The organism is Nonomuraea sp. ATR24, from assembly GCF_041950485.1.
Taxonomy (GTDB): domain Bacteria; phylum Actinomycetota; class Actinomycetes; order Streptosporangiales; family Streptosporangiaceae; genus Nonomuraea; species Nonomuraea ceibae.
The window spans coordinates 64,523-78,749 of the sequence record NZ_JBGNUU010000029.1; the positions used below are offsets into that span (position 1 = coordinate 64,523).

A 14,227-nucleotide genomic window follows, 5' to 3' on the forward strand; every position below is an offset into this window, starting at 1 on the left:
TCCCGGCGCACCGCGCTCACCTTAACAGCGGCGCCGCCCGGGCGACAGACTCCGCTGTGCGGGCGACCCGGCGGGGCGGCGGGGGCGGCTCAGGTGAGTTCGAGGCCGCCGTCGACGGTGATGACCTGGCCGGTGACCCAGGCGGTCGCGGGGGTGGCGAGGTGGACGATCCAGGCGGCGACCTCCTCGGGGGCGCCGCGGCGGCCGAGCGGGATGCGGGCGGCCTCGTCCCGTTTGATCTGCTCGACGACGTCGTCCGGCAGGCCGGCGGCGGCCAGGGCCTGGCTCTCGGTGGGGCCGGGGGCCAGGGCGTTGACGCGGATGCCGTCGGCGGCCAGTTCCAGCGCCCAGCTGCGGGTGAGCTGTTCGAGTGCGGCCTTGGAGGCGGCGTAGTGGGCGGCGCCGGGCAGCGGCCGGTGGCCGTAGGTGCTGGAGACGTTGACGATCATGCCCCGGGTGGCGCGCAGGTGCGGCAGGGCGGCGGCGGCGAGCAGGCTGGGCGCGGTGACGTTGAGGGCGAACAGGTCGGCGACGCCGTCGGCGGTGACCTCGGCCAGGGGCATCCTCCTGGTGGCTCCGGCGTTGTTGACCAGCACGTCCACGGCGCCCCACCGGTCGACGGCGGCCTCGACGACCTGCCGGGAGGCGTCCGGGTCGCGCAGGTCGGCGGCGTGGACGGCGATGCCGGGGTGGCCGTCGGCGGTCTCCTCCAGCGTCGGCAGGCGGCGGGCGACGCCGAGCACGCGGGCTCCGGCGCGGGCGAACTCCCGGGCGGCGGCCCGGCCGATGCCCGAGCCTGCGCCGGTGACGATGACGGCCTTGCCGGTGAGGTCCGCGCAGGGCTGCTGGTCCACCATGACTCCTTTGTTCGTTGTTCGTGAAACGTCGAACAAGGTAGCATGGGGTCGTGAAGCAGGCGCAGCATCCCGAGCTCGAGCAGATGACCCTCGTCGCGGTGCTGGGCGCGCTCAGCGACCCGATCCGCGTCGGGCTGGTGCGCGTGCTGGCCGACGGCCGCGAGCGGGGCTGGGGCGAGCTGCGCGCGCCCGTCGCCAAGTCGACGCTCAGCCACCATCTGCGCGTGCTGCGCGACGCCGGCATCACCCGGACCCGGCAGGAGGGCACCCGCTGCTTCGTGCGGCTGCGCCGCGCCGACCTGGACGCCCGCTTCCCCGGACTGCTCGACGTGGTGCTCCAGGTGGCGGACGCCGACGACGTCGGCGCGCACGTCGGGACGCACGACAGCCCGCAGCCCGCCTGAACCGGGCGGGCCGTCATCGCCTCGTAAGAAATCGGGCCGCCGCGCGCTCCTAGGGTGACCGGCATGAGCAACGTGCGAAGCGCGGCCGCCGCGCTGGCAGCGCTCGCCCTGCTGGCCGCCGCGTGCGGCACCGGCATGCGGGACGAGCCCGGAGACATGGGAGACACGGCCACGACGACCTCGGCCCCGGCGGCCTCCCCCGCCGGGCCCGGGAGCGCGTCCTCGGCGCCCGCCGCGTTACGCTTCGACGCCCGGACGCTGGACGGCGAGCCGTTCGAGGGTGAGAGCCTGGCGGGCAGGCCCGTCGCGTTCTGGTTCTGGGCGCCGTGGTGCCCCAAGTGCCTGTCGGACGCGCCCGCCGTCAAGGCCGCCGCCGCCCGGCACGGCGACGTCACGGTCGTCGGGGTCGCCGGCCTGGACACCGAGGCGGCGATGAAGCAGTTCGTCCGGCGCACGGGGACCGGTGACCTCGTGCACCTGTCCGACGCCGAAGGGACGCTCTGGACGAAGCTCGGCGTCAGCGAGCAGTCCACCTTCGTGTTCATGAGACCGGACGGCTCCACGGAGAAGGTCACCGGCCCGCTCGGCCAGGACAAGCTGGAGACCCACCTGCGCGCCCTGGCCACCCGGTAGCCCGGCCGTGCCCCTGTCCTCGTCCCTGCCTGAGGCTCCGCTGGCCCTGGCGCTCACCGCCGGGATGGTGGCCGCGTTCAACCCCTGCGGCTTCGCCATGCTGCCGGCCTACCTCACGCTGCTGATCACCGGCCGCAGCGCCGCGCCCGTACGCCAGGCGCTGGTCCTCGCGGCGGCGATGACCGCCGGGTTCGTCACGATCTTCGGCCTGTTCGGGCTGGTCGTGACCGTGCTGGCGGTCTCGGTGGGCGGGCGGCTGCCGTGGGCGACCCTGGTCATCGGGGCGGTGCTGGCCGGGCTGGGCCTGTGGCTGCTGTCCGGCCGGGAGCTGGTGCTGCGCCTGCCGGGCCTGCCCACCGGCCGTCCCACCACCTCGCCGCTGTCCCTCTACGGCTACGGCCTGTCGTACGCGGTGGCCTCCCTGTCGTGCACGGCCGGCCCGTTCCTGGCGGTGACCTCGGCGGCGCTGTCCGGCAGCGGCGTGGCCGGCGGGATGGCGGCCTTCACCGCGTACGCGCTGGGCATGGGGCTGATCGTCGCAGTCCTGTCGCTGGCGGTGGCGCTCGCCCGCGCCGCCGTCGTGGCCCGGCTGCGGCGTGTGCTGCCGTACGTGTCCCGGGTCAGCGGCGGCCTGCTCGCCCTCGCGGGCCTGTACGTGCTTTATTACAGCTGGTACGAGCTGCGCGTCCTCGCCGGGCAGGACGCGCGCGACCCGATCGTGGGCGCGGCGACGGAGGTGCAGGCGACCCTGGCCCGCTGGGTGGCCGAACTCGGGCCGGGCCCGCTCCTGCTCGCGCTCGTCCTCCTGCTGGTCCTGGCGGCGGCGGCCGTGCGCAGGGCCCGCCAGAAGCCATGACCTTTCGCATATCTTGTCTTGCAAGTTATGATGGCCGTGTGACTATGACGGAGCCGATGTTCCTGGCCTTGACGGCACTCCTGGACGAGCCGCGCCACGGCTACGGGATCGTGCGGGAGGTGGACCGGCTGTCCGAAGGCACCGTGCAGCTCAAGATCGGGTCGCTGTACGGGGTGCTCGACCGCCTGACCGCCGACGGCCTGGTGGAGCTCGACCACGAGGAGGCCCACTCGGGCCGCCTGCGCCGCTACTACCGCATCACCGAGCAGGGCGAGGCGGCACTGGCGGCGGAGCTCGCCAGGCTGACCGGCACCCTCCGGCTCGCCGCCGAACGCCTCGGCGCCCGGCGGCGCGGTTTCACCATCGGCCCCTCGACCGCCGGAGGTCCCGCGTGACCCTCCTGGAGGAGCGCTACCGCCTCGCCCTCAGGATGCTGCCCGCCTCCTACCGGGCCGAGCGCGAGGAGGAGATGGTCGAGGCCTTCCTCGAAGGCGCTCGCCACGCCCACGGCGAGCGCGGCACGCAGCCCGACTGGGGCGAGGTCGTCTCCATCGCCGCACTGGCGATCAGGATCAGGGTCGGCGGGATCGGCGCCGCCCCCCGCTCCCGTGCCGTCGGCGACGCCGTCAGGCTGGCCGCCCTGCTCGGGCTGGGCTACCAGGCCGTGATCGGCTGGATCGGCCTGGCCTTCTCCGTGCAGGTGCTCGGCCCGCTGCCGGGGCAGTCGCCGGTCCTCACGCCCCGGGGGGCGGCGCCGGAGCTCGTGTCGGCGGCCGAGAGCCTGGTGTGGATCGCCGCCTTCGCCGCGCTCGCGCTCGGCAGGGTGCGGGCGGCCAAGCTCCTGGCCGGCCTGGGACTGCTGTACGTGCTGGTCATGTTCGGGGTCGACGCCTTCACCTGGCCGCGATCACTCGTCGACTCCGCGCCTCACCTGCTGGTCACCGTGGTGCCCGTCGCGGCCCTGCTGACCGCCTACCACCGGGACGCGCCGGTGCGGCGCTCCCCGCCGCTGTCCGCCCTGCCGCTGGGGCTGACCGTCGCGTACGCCGCCGCCGTGCTCGCCGTCACCGGCCTCGGAGGCGGGACGGACGCGGCGGCCGCGTGGGCTGCCGGCTGGCTCGACCCGCAGGGGGTGGCCACGGCGGCGCTCCTGGTCGCCGGCCTGGTGAGCCTGCTACGCGGGACCGCACCGGCCGGGCGGCTGGCCCTCGCCGTCGTCACGGTGCCGCTGATGGCGGCGCGCTCCCCGCACTTCCTGATCGACGTCGCCCCGGCGCAGCCGCTCACGATCACCCTGACCGCGCAGAGCGCGGCGCTGCTGCTCCTGTGCCTGGCGCTGATCGTCTCGGCCGTGCGCGCCCTGCCACGCCCCCACGCGGCGGCGCTTCCCGGACTGCCGCGGACGCGGTAGATCGTGCGGCCGTACGGCATCCGCAGCAGGGAGAGATGTCTCCGCAGGCGGGATGACCGGCGGCGGGGCCGGCGGACATAGTTCTGACGTCCGGTCGCGGGAAAGCGGAGGAGAACTCCATGTCGGTCCTGTCGGTGCTCGCCGCCCAAGCGGCCTCACCCGTCTGCACGTCCGCCGCGGAGTGCGCGGGCCAGGGGGTCGGCACCTTCCTCGGCACCCCGCAGCGCGTCTGGGCCAGTGTGGCGGCGCTGGTCTCGCTGGCCGGCGTGATCGCCGGCCTGCCGGCCCCGCGCGCCGCACGCCGGTCGGGCGGCAGGCGGAGGAGAGCCGTCGCGGCCCTGGTCCTGGGGCTGACCGGCGGGCTCAACGGCGCGGTGAACCTGGCCGTCGCCGACGGCGGGCTCGGCACCGGCAACGGCGTGTTCGGCGGAGCCGTCGCCCTGACCCTCGGACTGGCGGGCGCGACCCTCGGCGGGCTGGCCCTGACCCGGGGTCAGGGGATGTACATGAGGAAGTAGTAACCGGCCGCCCGGTACCGGTCCTGGTACCACCGGCAGGGGGCGAGCCCGGTGTACTGGCCGTTCACGGCGGCGTCCTCGAAGGCCACCTCGCAGGCGGCCAGGGTGTCGTAGCGGCTGGACCAGTACCAGTCCGGCGGCACCGGCGCGAGGGCGTGGCCTCCGGCCGAGGCCGGCGTGGCCTCGGCCACGGAAGCGGAGGCGGGCGCCGCCCCGGCCAGCGCGGCGGCGCCCAGCGCCGCCGCGACCAGGGCTGCGCCGGACAAGCTGCGGATCTTCACGGAGGCTCCTCACGGTCGGGTGGGAGAACACCTTCAGATCAGCACCGATCGCCGGCCACGGGGAGCCCTCGCTTTTCCATACTTCCGCCGTATGGGGCTCAGGTGAGGTCAGTGCTGGGGGCGGGCCGGGGTGTCGCGTGCAGGGCCGGGCCCGGGAGGTGGCGTTCGAGGCGGAGGGTGCAGGCGATCGCGACGCCGTTCAGGGCCGAGAGCACCAGGAAGGGCGCCGCGTGGTCGAGGTCGAACAGGGTGGCGAACAGGACCGGGGCGAGGATCTCCGCCGCGACGAAGGAGTACTGGAACACCGCCAGGTAGCGGCCGCGGGCGTGCGGCGGTGCGAGGGTGGCCGCGAGGGCCATGGAGGCGGGCGCGTGCATGATCTCGGCGACGGTGAACAGGAAGGTCGCCGCGACGAGCGCCACGATCGCCCACCGGCCCGGGTCCGGGGTGAGGGCGGCGAGGGACAGGCTCCAGCAGGCCCACAGGCCCGCCGCGGCGCACAGGACGCGGGTGCGGCGGTAGGGGGCGAGGCGCCTGGTGAGGGCGCCGCCGAGGGCGAAGACGATGATCGCGTTGCCCGCCAGCACGGCCGAGGTCAGCCAGGCGGGGCCGCGCAACGCCGTCTGCACGAAGGTCGGGAGCGCGAGCCCGAGCATGAGGGTGGACAGGGCGAAGACGACGTTCAGCGCGGTCAGCCCCAGGAACACCCGATCACCGGCGAGCTCGCGGTAACCGGCGGCCGGTGCGTCCGGCGCGGCCGGGCCGGGGCGGCAGGGGAGGCGGAGCAGGGCGGCCAGGGCGAGCGCGGCCAGCAGGAAGCAGGCGGAGGATGCCCAGGCGACCGCGTGGTAGGCGGCGGGGCGGCCGTCGGTGACGAGCAGGCCGGTGACGAACCCGCCGACGCCGATCCCCACGGTCCTGGCGATGTTGGCCCGCGCGTACCACAGATCCTTGCCCGCAGAAGCACGGTGATCGGCGTGGTCGGCGATGAGCGTGAAGATCGACGACCAGTAGAGCCTGACGCCGAGGGCGCCCACCGAGGCGGCCAGGAAGATCCCGATCGGCTCGCTGACCCACACGTAGGCGAGAAAGGACCCGGCCTGAAGAACCTGCGCGCCGATCACCGGCGTGCGCGACCCGTACCGGTCGGCGAGGACCCCGGCCCACAGCGGGACGGGGATCGTGAGCACGTTGGCCACGCCGAGCAGAACGCCCAGCACCGGCAGGGGGACGTGGGACAGCGTGGTGAAGTACACGATCGACAGCGGCATGAACAGCCCGCTGCCGATCGAGGCGAGCAGAAGGGAGGCCACGAGCGCGACGGCGCCACGGCTCGACGAAGACAGGGAGGGCATGACGGAGCCTCGGATTTCAGCACGGGAGGTCGGGGGTTTCCGCTCAGGGGAAGGCCGACCCGCGCTAGACATCCATCAGAGGCATGCCGCAGATCTTACCGCTCGGCTCCCCCGCCGGGCGGAGTGAGCGCGACCTGGTAGACGATGAAGCCACGGTGATCGGCCACCTGGTCGTACAGGCGGCGGGCGGTGGCGTTCGTGTCCTGGGTGTGCCAGTAGAGGCGTCCGCATCCGGCCTCGGCCGCCCATTCCCGCACCGCGCCGATCAGCGCCCGCGCCACGCCCTTGCCCCTGGCTGCCGGGGCGGTGAAGAGGTCCTGCAGGTAGCAGGAGTCGACCCCGGGCGCCGAGGTGTTGGGATGGGACAGGAAGTGCGCGATGCCGACCAGCGCGCCGTCCATGCGGGCGCCCAGAGCGTGTACGCCCGCGCCGTCCTGGAATCTGCGCCACGCCTGCTCGTACATGGACGCGGGCTCGGTCCGCCCGTAGAAGGCGAGGTAGTCGCGGAACAGGGCTTCCCAACCGGCTCTTTCACCGGCTGACAGCGGCCCGATGTCGATCATCCGTACACGATAGGGACGGAGGCGGCCGCCAGGGCATGACCACTTGCGCGCGTAATGGGGGAACCACCACCGCGGCGGTGAGAGGTTGGTGCCGTGAGACAGGTGACCGTTCTCGGCAGTTGCGGGGCCTTCCCCGAACCCGGCCGGGCATGCAGCGGGTTAGCGATCGAATGGGACGGCCCTTCCGGCGGGCCGAGGCTGCCGCTGTACTGCCCGCCCGGGGTCCTCGACCGGCTGGCCGGGCTGGAGCCCGACGTGGACCTGCGCACCGTCTTCGACCCGCGCCCCCTGCCCGGCCACCACCGGGCAGGCCCCTTCGCGCTCACCGGAACCCTGCTGCCGCACTGGGTCGACAACGCGGGCATCCGGCTGGAGGCGGACGGCACGGCCATCGCCTACTCGGGCGACACCGGCCCCACTCCCCTGCTGGCGGACTTGGGCCGCGACGCGGACCTGTTCATCGTCGAGGCCACCGACCGGCCGGGTGAGCGCGAACGCCCGGACCGCAACCTGATGACCGCAGCCGAAGCCGGCCTGTGGGCACGGCGTGCGCATGCGCGCCGGGTCATGCTGACGCACTTCTGGCCCGGCAACGACCGGACCGCCGCGCTACAGGCACCCGGGACGGCCTTCCCCGGCGAGATCCTGATCGCGAACGAAGACCTCACCATCCCCCTGGGCTACCCTGCCCGGGGTAGCGCATGAATGAGTCCAGAGAGGTGGCCTGGGGATGCGCGGAAGCATGGCGGGAGGGACCGATCCTCGCGGCGAGGTTCAGGTCGCGGCCGTCGACCTCGTGAGCGGCAAGGTGGGGTTCCGCCTCCCCGTCCTCTCGGTTGATCATCTGAGGGCCGGGGACGGCGAGGCGTAGGGCGCCGGCGGCTCAGTCGTACAGGGTGGCGACGGCTGTCAGGAGCTGGGCGCGTGCGGTGGGGGCGGGGGTGACGCCGGTGAGCACGTAGGCGGCCAGTCCTTCGGCCAGCGCCACCAGGGTGAGCGCCGTGGTGTGCGGGTCGAGGGCGGCGGGGACGCGTCCGGCTTGCTGGTCGCGGGTGATGAGATCGGCGAGCCGGCGGTGGAAGTCGGCGTACAGGACGCGCAGGCGGGCGGCGATGGCCTCCTCGGCGAAGGCGAAGGCGTGGAAGGACTGCCGGACGCGCATGTGCGCCTCGGTGGCGGCGTCGTACGGGATGAGCTCGCCCAGCACCGTGGTGAGCACCAGGCGTGGCTCGGCCGCCTGCAGGTCGGCGCCTGCCTTGGCGCGGATGCGGGCGCTGGACAGGTCGTTGCCGCGTTCGAAGGCGGCTTCCAGGAGTTGCCGCTTGGCGGGGAAGTAGTGCTGTACGCGGCCGGGTGAGATGCCCGCCTGGGCGGCCACCTCGGTGAGGGAGACGGCGGCGAGGCCGCGTTCGGCGACGATGGCGAGCACCGCGTCGGCGATGTCCGCGCGGCGTTGCTCGTGGTGCGCTCCCGGTCCCCGGCCCATCAGTCCTCCCAAAGTTTTCCAATGCGGTCACATCGGATTATATGGTGGACGCCGTAATCCGATGTGACCGCATTGCGATAGGGGGAGGAGCCGGTGCCGGTCGTGCTGGCGGTGCTGTGCGCAGCGCAGTTCATGGTCGTGCTGGACGTGTCCGTGGTGAACGTCGCGCTGCCGTCCATTCAGCGGGCGCTCGGCTTCGACGCGGCGCACCTGGCGTGGGTGGGCAACGCGTACGCGCTGACCTTCGGCGGGCTGTTGCTGCTCGGCGGGCGGCTGGCCGATCTGTACGGGCACCGGCGCGTGTTCGCCGCCGGGCTGGTGGTGTTCACCGTGGCCGGCCTGGGCGGCGGGCTGGCGGAGGCGCCGGGCTGGCTGATCGCGGCCCGGGCCGGCCAGGGGGTGGGGGCGGCGGTGCTGGCCCCGGCCACGCTCACGATCCTGACGTCCGCCTTCCCCGAGGGCGCGCGGCGCACGCGCGCGATCGCCGTGTGGACGGCGGTGAGCCTGGCCGGCGGCACGACGGGCAACCTGGCCGGCGGGGCGCTGACGGAGTTTCTGTCCTGGCGCTGGACCCTGCTGATCAACGTGCCGATCGGGCTGGCCTGCCTGGCCGCGACCCGCCGGCTCGCGCCCGGCCCCGACCGGCGCGGCGGGCAGGGCGGGCCCGACAGGCACGGCGGGAGGCGGCTGGACGTGCTCGGCGCAGTGCTGTCCACCGGCGGGCTGGCCGCGCTGGCCTATGGCCTGTCGGGCGGCCTGTCCGACGCGCCCGCCGCCGCCCCTGCCGACGCGCCCGCCGCCGCCCTCGCCTTCGCCCCTGCCGTCACGCTCGTCGCCGGGTTCGGCGGGGTCGTGCTGCTGGGGCTGTTCGCGCTGGTCGAGGTGCGCGTGGCGCGGGCGCCGCTGATCCCGCCGTCGCTGCTGCGGCCGAGGGCGATCTGGCTGGGCAACGTGACGATGCTGCTGGCCGGGGCGTGCCTGAACCCGATGTGGTACTTCCTGACCTTGTCGCTGCAGAACGTCCTCGGGTACGGGCCGTTGCTGACCGGGCTGGCGTTCCTGCCGCACACCGGGCTGACCATGCTCGTCGGCCTGCGCCTGACCCCGTGGCTGATGCGCCGTGTCGATCATCGCGTGCTCGTCGCCGCCGGGGCGCTGGCCGGCGCGGCGGGGTTCTGGTGGCAGAGCGGCATCGCCCCCGGCCAGGACTACCTGACGGCCGTCCTCGGCCCGGCCGTACTGATCTCGCTCGGCGGCGGCCTGCTGAACACGCCGCTGACCGTCATGGTCACCTCGGGGGTCGCCCCGGCCGACGCGGGAGCGGCCTCCGGGCTGCTGAACACCGCCAAGCAGGTCGGCGGCGCCCTCGGCCTGGCGGTTCTGGTCGCGCTGACGGCGGCGCCGGGCGGCGGCCCGGCACCGGCGCACGTGCCGGCCGCCGGCTACGGGGACGCGTTCGCCGCCATCGCCGTGGTGCTGACCGCCGTCGCCGTTCTGGCGGTGGCGCTGCCGCGGCGGCGCGACGGCACCCCGGCCGCGTCCAGAGGGTCCCAGACGTCCGGGGAGTCCGGTGTCACGTCTCCGCCGGGCCGGACTTTCCCTTGACCGACTGCTGGTAGAGGTCGGCGTACGTGGGCGAGTCCTTGATCAGGTCGTCGCAGAAGGCGGCGACGTCGTCACCGATGAGCTCCAGGACGCCCTTGCCGGCGGCGACGCCCTCCTCGAAGAAGTCGAGAAGCCCCGGGAGCAGGGAACCGTCGAGCAGGCCGACCGGTCCGACCTTGAAGAAGTATCGCTGGATCTCCTTGTAGACGATCTCGTAGTCCGGCGGGAGCGCCTTGACCCGCGCCATGTGGGCCCGCCATTGCCTCTTGCCTTCGATGATGTCCCGGATGCCCATGTCAGCCCCCCAACCGGCCCAGTTTGCGGGCGACGTTCCTGTTCAGCTGCTCGCGCCACCGGTCGCGGTAGGTCCGGCCGCCCTCTCCCCCGGCCAGCGCCGCGCAGAAGCCGGCGATGTCGTCGCCCAGGACCTCGTGCACGCTCTGGCCGTCGGCCGCCGTCTCTTCGAGCAGCCCGAGGGCGCTGTCGAAGATCGGCATCAGGTTCCGGCCGGTGAAGTCGGAGTAGAGGACGAGGTGACCCTTGATCTCCTCCCACGCCGCCTGGTGGTCGGCGGGCAGTTTCCGGGCCCGGGTCTCGAACTCCTTCCATTCCCTGGTGAGATCGCTGCCTGTCACGGTCTCCCAGAAGTTCATGTCCCGCCCTCCTTGAGCTTGTCGATCCGGGAGGTGATGTACTCCCATTTCGCCCAGAACGTCGCGAGCTCTTCGCGTCCCGCGTCGTTGAGCGCGTAGAACTTGCGCGGCGGGCCCAGCCCGGACGGCCGTTTCGTGACCTGGACGAGCCCCTTCTTCTCCAGTCGCAGCAGGATGGTGTAAACCGTCCCCTCGACGACGTCGGCGAACCCGAGCTCGTTCAGCCGTCGCGTGATGGCGTACCCGTAGGTCTCCTCGCTGCCGACGATCTCGAGCACGCAGCCTTCCAGCGTGCCCTTCAGCATCTCCGTCAGGTCGTCCATCCTGGCCCTCTTCGTTCTCGGTACTCTGTACCACCGAGTACCACTATACAGCATCACAGAGTAGTGCGGCGGGACCCGGTGGGTTTCGCTTCGATACCTACACTGGAGCGAGTGTCGCCGCGCAGCGCGGTGATCGGCAAGGAGACGGGCAGTGTCACGACAGGTGCGGGAGCAGGACGCCGTGTGCGCGATCGCACAGGGTGCGGCCGTGGTCGGCGAATGGTGGAGCCTCCTCCTCGTACGGGAGGTCATCCGCGGCCGGCGCCGCTTCGACGACCTGCACACGGAGCTGGGCATCTCGCGCCGGGTGCTCGCCGAGCGGCTCAAGCACTTGCTCGACCACGGCGTGCTGGAGCGCCGCCCCTACCAGCAGCGGCCGACCCGGTACGAATACCACCTGACCGACGCCGGCCGGGCGCTGGCGCCGGTGCTGATCGGCCTGCAGGACTGGGCGGACCGGTTCGTCCTCGGCGACGGCTCCGTCACCGGCGACGCCGCCCCCGGCAGTCCCCAGGCCGACCGGCTGCACACCCTCGTCGGCTCCCGGGTGCCCGCCCCGCTGCGCCTGCCCGCGACGGGCGGCGGCGAGCTGGACGTCGTGGCCGGCGACGCGCCCGTCACCGTCGTCTTCACCTACCCGGCCACCGGCATCCCGGGCCCGCTGCCGGCGAACTGGTCGCAGATCCCCGGCGCGGCCGGCTGCACGCTGGAGAACCGGCTGTTCCGCGACTCCGCCGCCGCCTTCGCCGGCGCCGGGATGGCCCTGCGCGGGGTGAGCACCCAGGGCCCGGACGAGCAGCAGGCCTTCGCCGAGGCCGAGGACCTCCCCTTCCCCCTTCTCTCCGACGTCGAGCTCGCCCTGTGCGCGGCCCTGCGGCTGCCCACCTTCCGGGCCGGTCAGGCCCTGCGCCTCAAGCGGGCCGTCGTCGTCGTCGACTCCGCCCGGACGATCCGCCGCGTCCTCTATCCGATCACCGACATTCCCGGCGCGGTGGAGGAGGCCCTGCGGCTCGGCGCCGAGGTGGCGGAGGAGCGGCGGGTCGCGTCCGGGGGCATGGCGCAGCGCCTGAGGGCCTCGACCCGGCGTTGACGCGCCGGCCACCCACACCTCGGCCCCGCAGCGGAGGGCGGCGAGTGGCGCTCGACGCGGCGACCGGTTAAGTTTTGCTCTGGAACTTACCGAGTTCCATACTGAAACTCATGCTGAGGGGCGAGTATGACAGCGATCGTCCGGGTGACCGGCCGGGAAATCCTTGACAGCCGCGGCAACCCGACCGTCGAGGTGGACGTGATCCTCGAGGACGGCAGCCTGGGGCGCGCGGCCATCCCGTCGGGCGCCTCGACCGGGGCCAACGAGGCCGTGGAGCTCCGCGACGGCGACCCGCGCCGCTATCACGGCAAGGGCGTGCGGAAGGCGCTGGAGGCGGTCCGCACCGAGCTCGCCGACGCCGTCACCGGCATGAACGCCGAGGACCAGACGGCGATCGACGAGACGATGATCAAGCTGGACGGCACGGCGAGCAAGGCCAGGATCGGCGCGAACGCGATCCTGGGCGTCTCCCTGGCCTCGGCCCAGGCCGCGGCGGCCTCGCACCGGCTCCCGCTCTACCGCTATCTCGACGCGGACGCCGCGCTGCTGCCCCTGCCGATGATGAACATCATCAACGGCGGCGCCCACGCCGACAACCTGCTCGACTTCCAGGAGTTCATGATCGCGCCGATCGGGGCGGCCACCTTCGCCGAGGCCGTGCGCATGGGCTCGGAGGTGTTCCACACCCTGCGGGCGGCGCTGAAGGCCGCCGGGCACCACACCGGCGTCGGCGACGAGGGCGGCTTCGCGCCCGACCTGCGCTCGGCCGAGGAGGCGCTGGACTTCATCATGGCCGCGATCGAGAACACCGGTTACGTCCCCGGCACGGACGTCGCCATCACGCTCGACCCGGCGGCGTCGGAGTTCTACCGCGACGGGGCCTACGTCTACTCCGGCGAGGGCGCCACGCGGTCGGTCGCCGAGCACGTCGCCTACCTCGCCGGGCTGGCCGCCGCCTACCCCGTCGTCTCGATCGAGGACCCGATGGCCCAGGACGACCTCGAGGGCTGGCAGCTCGTCACCAGCACCCTCGGCGGCGCCTGCCGGCTCGTCGGCGACGACGTCTTCTGCACCAACGCCGCCCTGCTCCGCAGCGGCATCGAGCACGGCGTCGCCAACGCGATCCTGGTCAAGGTCAACCAGATCGGCACGCTGACCGAGATGCTCACCACCGTCAGGACCGCCCACGAGGCCGGCTACGGCGTGGTGATGTCACATCGTTCGGGGGAGACCGAGGACACCGTGATCGCGGACCTGGCCGTGGCCACCGGCTGCGGCCAGATCAAGACCGGCTCGCTGTCCCGGTCGGAGCGCACCGCCAAGTACAACCGGCTCATCCGGATCGAGGAGGAGCTGGGCACGCAGGCGCGCTACGCCGGCCGCCTGCCCTGACGCCCCGGACCTCGCGGCGCCCGGGGCCCGGGGTTGGACCCGGCGCCGGAGGGCAGGGGTGCGGGATGCGCGCCCCGCCGTCCCCTCACGTCACCCGCCCGGTGATGTATCACCGCTGGTCGCGGCTGACCTTCATCCACTGGCGCTATCCGGTCGCCGACGTGCGGGCGCTGCTGCCGGACGGCCTCACCCCCGAGACCTTCGACGGGACGGCGTGGGTGGGGCTGACGCCCTTTCTCATGGAGGGCGTACGGGTCCCGGGCGTGCCCGCGTTGCCGTGGCTGTCCACGTTCCCGGAGACCAACCTGCGCACGTACGTCCGCGACGCCCGTGGGCGTACGGGCCTGTGGTTCCTGTCCCTGGACGCCGGCCGGCTGCCCGCCGCGCTCGGCGGCCGGGCCGGGTACGGGCTGCCGTACTTCTGGTCGGACATGTCCGTGGACGGCGGCGGGAGCCGCGTCCGCTACCGGTGCCGCCGCCACTGGCCGGGCGGCCCGCGCTGCGACGTCGAGGTGGAGCTGGGCGGCACGCTGACGGAGGACGAACGCGACGAGCTCGCGTACTTCCTGACCGCCCGGTTCCGGCTCTTCACGAGGGTGGCGGGCCGGACGGTGTGGGCGCCGGTGGAGCATCCGCCCTGGCCGTTGCGGCACGCGAGCCTGATCAGCCTGGAGCAGGACCTGACCCGGGCCGCGGGACTGCCGGACCCGCAGGGGCCCGCCCTGCTCCACGCCTCGCCCGGGGTGCCGGTCCGGGTGGGGATGTGGCGCCCGTGACCGCGAGGTCACGGGCGCCGCGGG

The 14,227-nt window shown here is 73.5% G+C and carries 19 protein-coding genes; 11 read left to right on the forward strand and 8 right to left on the reverse strand.

Annotated elements, in window-relative coordinates:
• Positions 1–89 precede the first annotated feature (89 nt).
• Positions 90–857 carry an SDR family NAD(P)-dependent oxidoreductase gene (locus ACBI99_RS41455; protein ID WP_375074962.1) on the reverse strand — a complete coding sequence of 256 codons (768 nt, stop codon included), beginning with the start codon at positions 855–857 and terminating at the stop codon, positions 90–92.
• 50 nt (positions 858–907) lie between these two features.
• Between ACBI99_RS41455 and ACBI99_RS41460 the strand changes: the two genes are divergently transcribed.
• From ACBI99_RS41460 to ACBI99_RS41485, 6 genes are all read left to right on the forward strand, one after another.
• The gene (locus ACBI99_RS41460; RefSeq protein ID WP_219509467.1) at positions 908–1,261 is read left to right on the forward strand and encodes a helix-turn-helix transcriptional regulator; all 354 of its coding nucleotides are present in this window, start codon (positions 908–910) and stop codon (positions 1,259–1,261) included.
• A gap of 63 nt (positions 1,262–1,324) precedes the next feature.
• Positions 1,325–1,894, forward strand: coding sequence for a redoxin domain-containing protein (locus ACBI99_RS41465; RefSeq protein ID WP_375074963.1), 570 nt, complete (start codon positions 1,325–1,327; stop codon positions 1,892–1,894).
• A gap of 7 nt (positions 1,895–1,901) precedes the next feature.
• Positions 1,902–2,750: a cytochrome c biogenesis CcdA family protein gene (locus ACBI99_RS41470; protein WP_375074964.1), complete on the forward strand. Its 849-nt coding sequence runs from the start codon at positions 1,902–1,904 to the stop codon at positions 2,748–2,750.
• A gap of 44 nt (positions 2,751–2,794) precedes the next feature.
• Positions 2,795–3,145: a PadR family transcriptional regulator gene (locus tag ACBI99_RS41475; RefSeq protein ID WP_219509493.1), complete on the forward strand. Its 351-nt coding sequence runs from the start codon at positions 2,795–2,797 to the stop codon at positions 3,143–3,145.
• Positions 3,142–4,161 (forward strand): hypothetical protein, encoded by a 1,020-nt coding sequence (locus tag ACBI99_RS41480; protein WP_375074965.1) that lies wholly within the window; start codon positions 3,142–3,144, stop codon positions 4,159–4,161. Before ACBI99_RS41475 ends, ACBI99_RS41480 begins: the two co-directional genes overlap by 4 nt.
• A gap of 119 nt (positions 4,162–4,280) precedes the next feature.
• A complete protein-coding gene (locus tag ACBI99_RS41485) occupies positions 4,281–4,679 on the forward strand; it encodes a DUF6223 family protein (protein ID WP_375074966.1) in 399 nt (132 codons plus the stop codon).
• Here ACBI99_RS41485 and ACBI99_RS41490 read toward each other — a convergent pair.
• The 3 genes from ACBI99_RS41490 to ACBI99_RS41500 form a co-directional block, all read right to left on the reverse strand.
• Positions 4,655–4,960 carry a hypothetical protein gene (locus ACBI99_RS41490; RefSeq protein ID WP_364179160.1) on the reverse strand — a complete coding sequence of 102 codons (306 nt, stop codon included), beginning with the start codon at positions 4,958–4,960 and terminating at the stop codon, positions 4,655–4,657. The two genes, ACBI99_RS41485 and ACBI99_RS41490, sit on opposite strands and share 25 nt — an antisense overlap.
• Positions 4,961–5,058: 98 nt before the next feature.
• On the reverse strand, positions 5,059–6,387 hold the full coding sequence (locus tag ACBI99_RS41495) for an MFS transporter (protein WP_375074967.1): 1,329 nt from the start codon (positions 6,385–6,387) through the stop codon (positions 5,059–5,061).
• A gap of 23 nt (positions 6,388–6,410) precedes the next feature.
• A complete protein-coding gene (locus tag ACBI99_RS41500; protein ID WP_219509473.1) occupies positions 6,411–6,878 on the reverse strand; it encodes a GNAT family N-acetyltransferase in 468 nt (155 codons plus the stop codon).
• A gap of 93 nt (positions 6,879–6,971) precedes the next feature.
• On the opposite strand from ACBI99_RS41500, the gene ACBI99_RS41505 reads away from it, so the two are divergent.
• A complete protein-coding gene (locus tag ACBI99_RS41505; RefSeq protein ID WP_375074968.1) occupies positions 6,972–7,583 on the forward strand; it encodes an MBL fold metallo-hydrolase in 612 nt (203 codons plus the stop codon).
• Positions 7,584–7,761: 178 nt separating this feature from the next.
• Here the strand turns inward: ACBI99_RS41505 and ACBI99_RS41510 are convergent, their stop codons facing one another.
• Positions 7,762–8,364, reverse strand: a complete 603-nt coding sequence (locus ACBI99_RS41510) for a TetR/AcrR family transcriptional regulator (RefSeq protein WP_357588346.1) — start codon at positions 8,362–8,364, stop codon at positions 7,762–7,764.
• 102 nt (positions 8,365–8,466) lie between these two features.
• Between ACBI99_RS41510 and ACBI99_RS41515 the strand changes: the two genes are divergently transcribed.
• Complete coding sequence (locus tag ACBI99_RS41515; protein WP_375074989.1) at positions 8,467–9,969, forward strand: MFS transporter; 1,503 nt, start codon at positions 8,467–8,469, stop codon at positions 9,967–9,969.
• Here the strand turns inward: ACBI99_RS41515 and ACBI99_RS41520 are convergent.
• From ACBI99_RS41520 to ACBI99_RS41530, 3 genes are read right to left on the reverse strand one after another with little or no spacing between them, the layout of a single operon-like run.
• Complete coding sequence (locus ACBI99_RS41520; RefSeq protein WP_219509475.1) at positions 9,938–10,264, reverse strand: DUF1048 domain-containing protein; 327 nt, start codon at positions 10,262–10,264, stop codon at positions 9,938–9,940. The two genes, ACBI99_RS41515 and ACBI99_RS41520, sit on opposite strands and share 32 nt — an antisense overlap.
• Before the next feature lies 1 nt (position 10,265).
• Positions 10,266–10,622 carry a DUF1048 domain-containing protein gene (locus ACBI99_RS41525; RefSeq protein ID WP_219509476.1) on the reverse strand — a complete coding sequence of 119 codons (357 nt, stop codon included), beginning with the start codon at positions 10,620–10,622 and terminating at the stop codon, positions 10,266–10,268.
• Positions 10,619–10,945 (reverse strand): PadR family transcriptional regulator, encoded by a 327-nt coding sequence (locus ACBI99_RS41530; RefSeq protein ID WP_375074969.1) that lies wholly within the window; start codon positions 10,943–10,945, stop codon positions 10,619–10,621. Before ACBI99_RS41530 ends, ACBI99_RS41525 begins: the two co-directional genes overlap by 4 nt.
• Before the next feature lie 151 nt (positions 10,946–11,096).
• Here ACBI99_RS41530 and ACBI99_RS41535 point away from each other — a divergent pair, with 151 nt between their 5' ends.
• The 3 genes from ACBI99_RS41535 to ACBI99_RS41545 all read left to right on the forward strand — a co-directional run bounded on the left by ACBI99_RS41535 (position 11,097) and on the right by ACBI99_RS41545 (position 14,203).
• Entirely contained in the window at positions 11,097–12,035 is a 939-nt protein-coding gene (locus tag ACBI99_RS41535; protein ID WP_375074970.1) for a winged helix-turn-helix transcriptional regulator, read from the forward strand.
• Between the two features lie 126 nt (positions 12,036–12,161).
• Entirely contained in the window at positions 12,162–13,427 is a 1,266-nt protein-coding gene (gene eno / locus ACBI99_RS41540; RefSeq protein ID WP_375074971.1) for a phosphopyruvate hydratase, read from the forward strand.
• Between the two features lie 65 nt (positions 13,428–13,492).
• Entirely contained in the window at positions 13,493–14,203 is a 711-nt protein-coding gene (locus ACBI99_RS41545) for a YqjF family protein (RefSeq protein ID WP_219509480.1), read from the forward strand.
• Positions 14,204–14,227: the final 24 nt, after the last annotated feature.

Coding starts and splice junctions, on each gene's coding strand:
- ACBI99_RS41455 (WP_375074962.1), bottom strand. CDS start 857: ATGGTGGACCAGCAGCCCTGCGCGGACCTCACCGGCAAGGCCGTCATC.
- ACBI99_RS41465 (WP_375074963.1), top strand. CDS start 1,325: ATGAGCAACGTGCGAAGCGCGGCCGCCGCGCTGGCAGCGCTCGCCCTG.
- ACBI99_RS41475 (WP_219509493.1), top strand. CDS start 2,795: ATGACGGAGCCGATGTTCCTGGCCTTGACGGCACTCCTGGACGAGCCG.
- ACBI99_RS41485 (WP_375074966.1), top strand. CDS start 4,281: ATGTCGGTCCTGTCGGTGCTCGCCGCCCAAGCGGCCTCACCCGTCTGC.
- ACBI99_RS41495 (WP_375074967.1), bottom strand. CDS start 6,387: ATGTCTAGCGCGGGTCGGCCTTCCCCTGAGCGGAAACCCCCGACCTCC.
- ACBI99_RS41500 (WP_219509473.1), bottom strand. CDS start 6,878: ATGATCGACATCGGGCCGCTGTCAGCCGGTGAAAGAGCCGGTTGGGAA.
- ACBI99_RS41510 (WP_357588346.1), bottom strand. CDS start 8,364: ATGGGCCGGGGACCGGGAGCGCACCACGAGCAACGCCGCGCGGACATC.
- ACBI99_RS41520 (WP_219509475.1), bottom strand. CDS start 10,264: ATGGGCATCCGGGACATCATCGAAGGCAAGAGGCAATGGCGGGCCCAC.
- ACBI99_RS41525 (WP_219509476.1), bottom strand. CDS start 10,622: ATGAACTTCTGGGAGACCGTGACAGGCAGCGATCTCACCAGGGAATGG.
- ACBI99_RS41530 (WP_375074969.1), bottom strand. CDS start 10,945: ATGGACGACCTGACGGAGATGCTGAAGGGCACGCTGGAAGGCTGCGTG.
- eno (WP_375074971.1), top strand. CDS start 12,162: ATGACAGCGATCGTCCGGGTGACCGGCCGGGAAATCCTTGACAGCCGC.
- ACBI99_RS41545 (WP_219509480.1), top strand. CDS start 13,493: ATGCGCGCCCCGCCGTCCCCTCACGTCACCCGCCCGGTGATGTATCAC.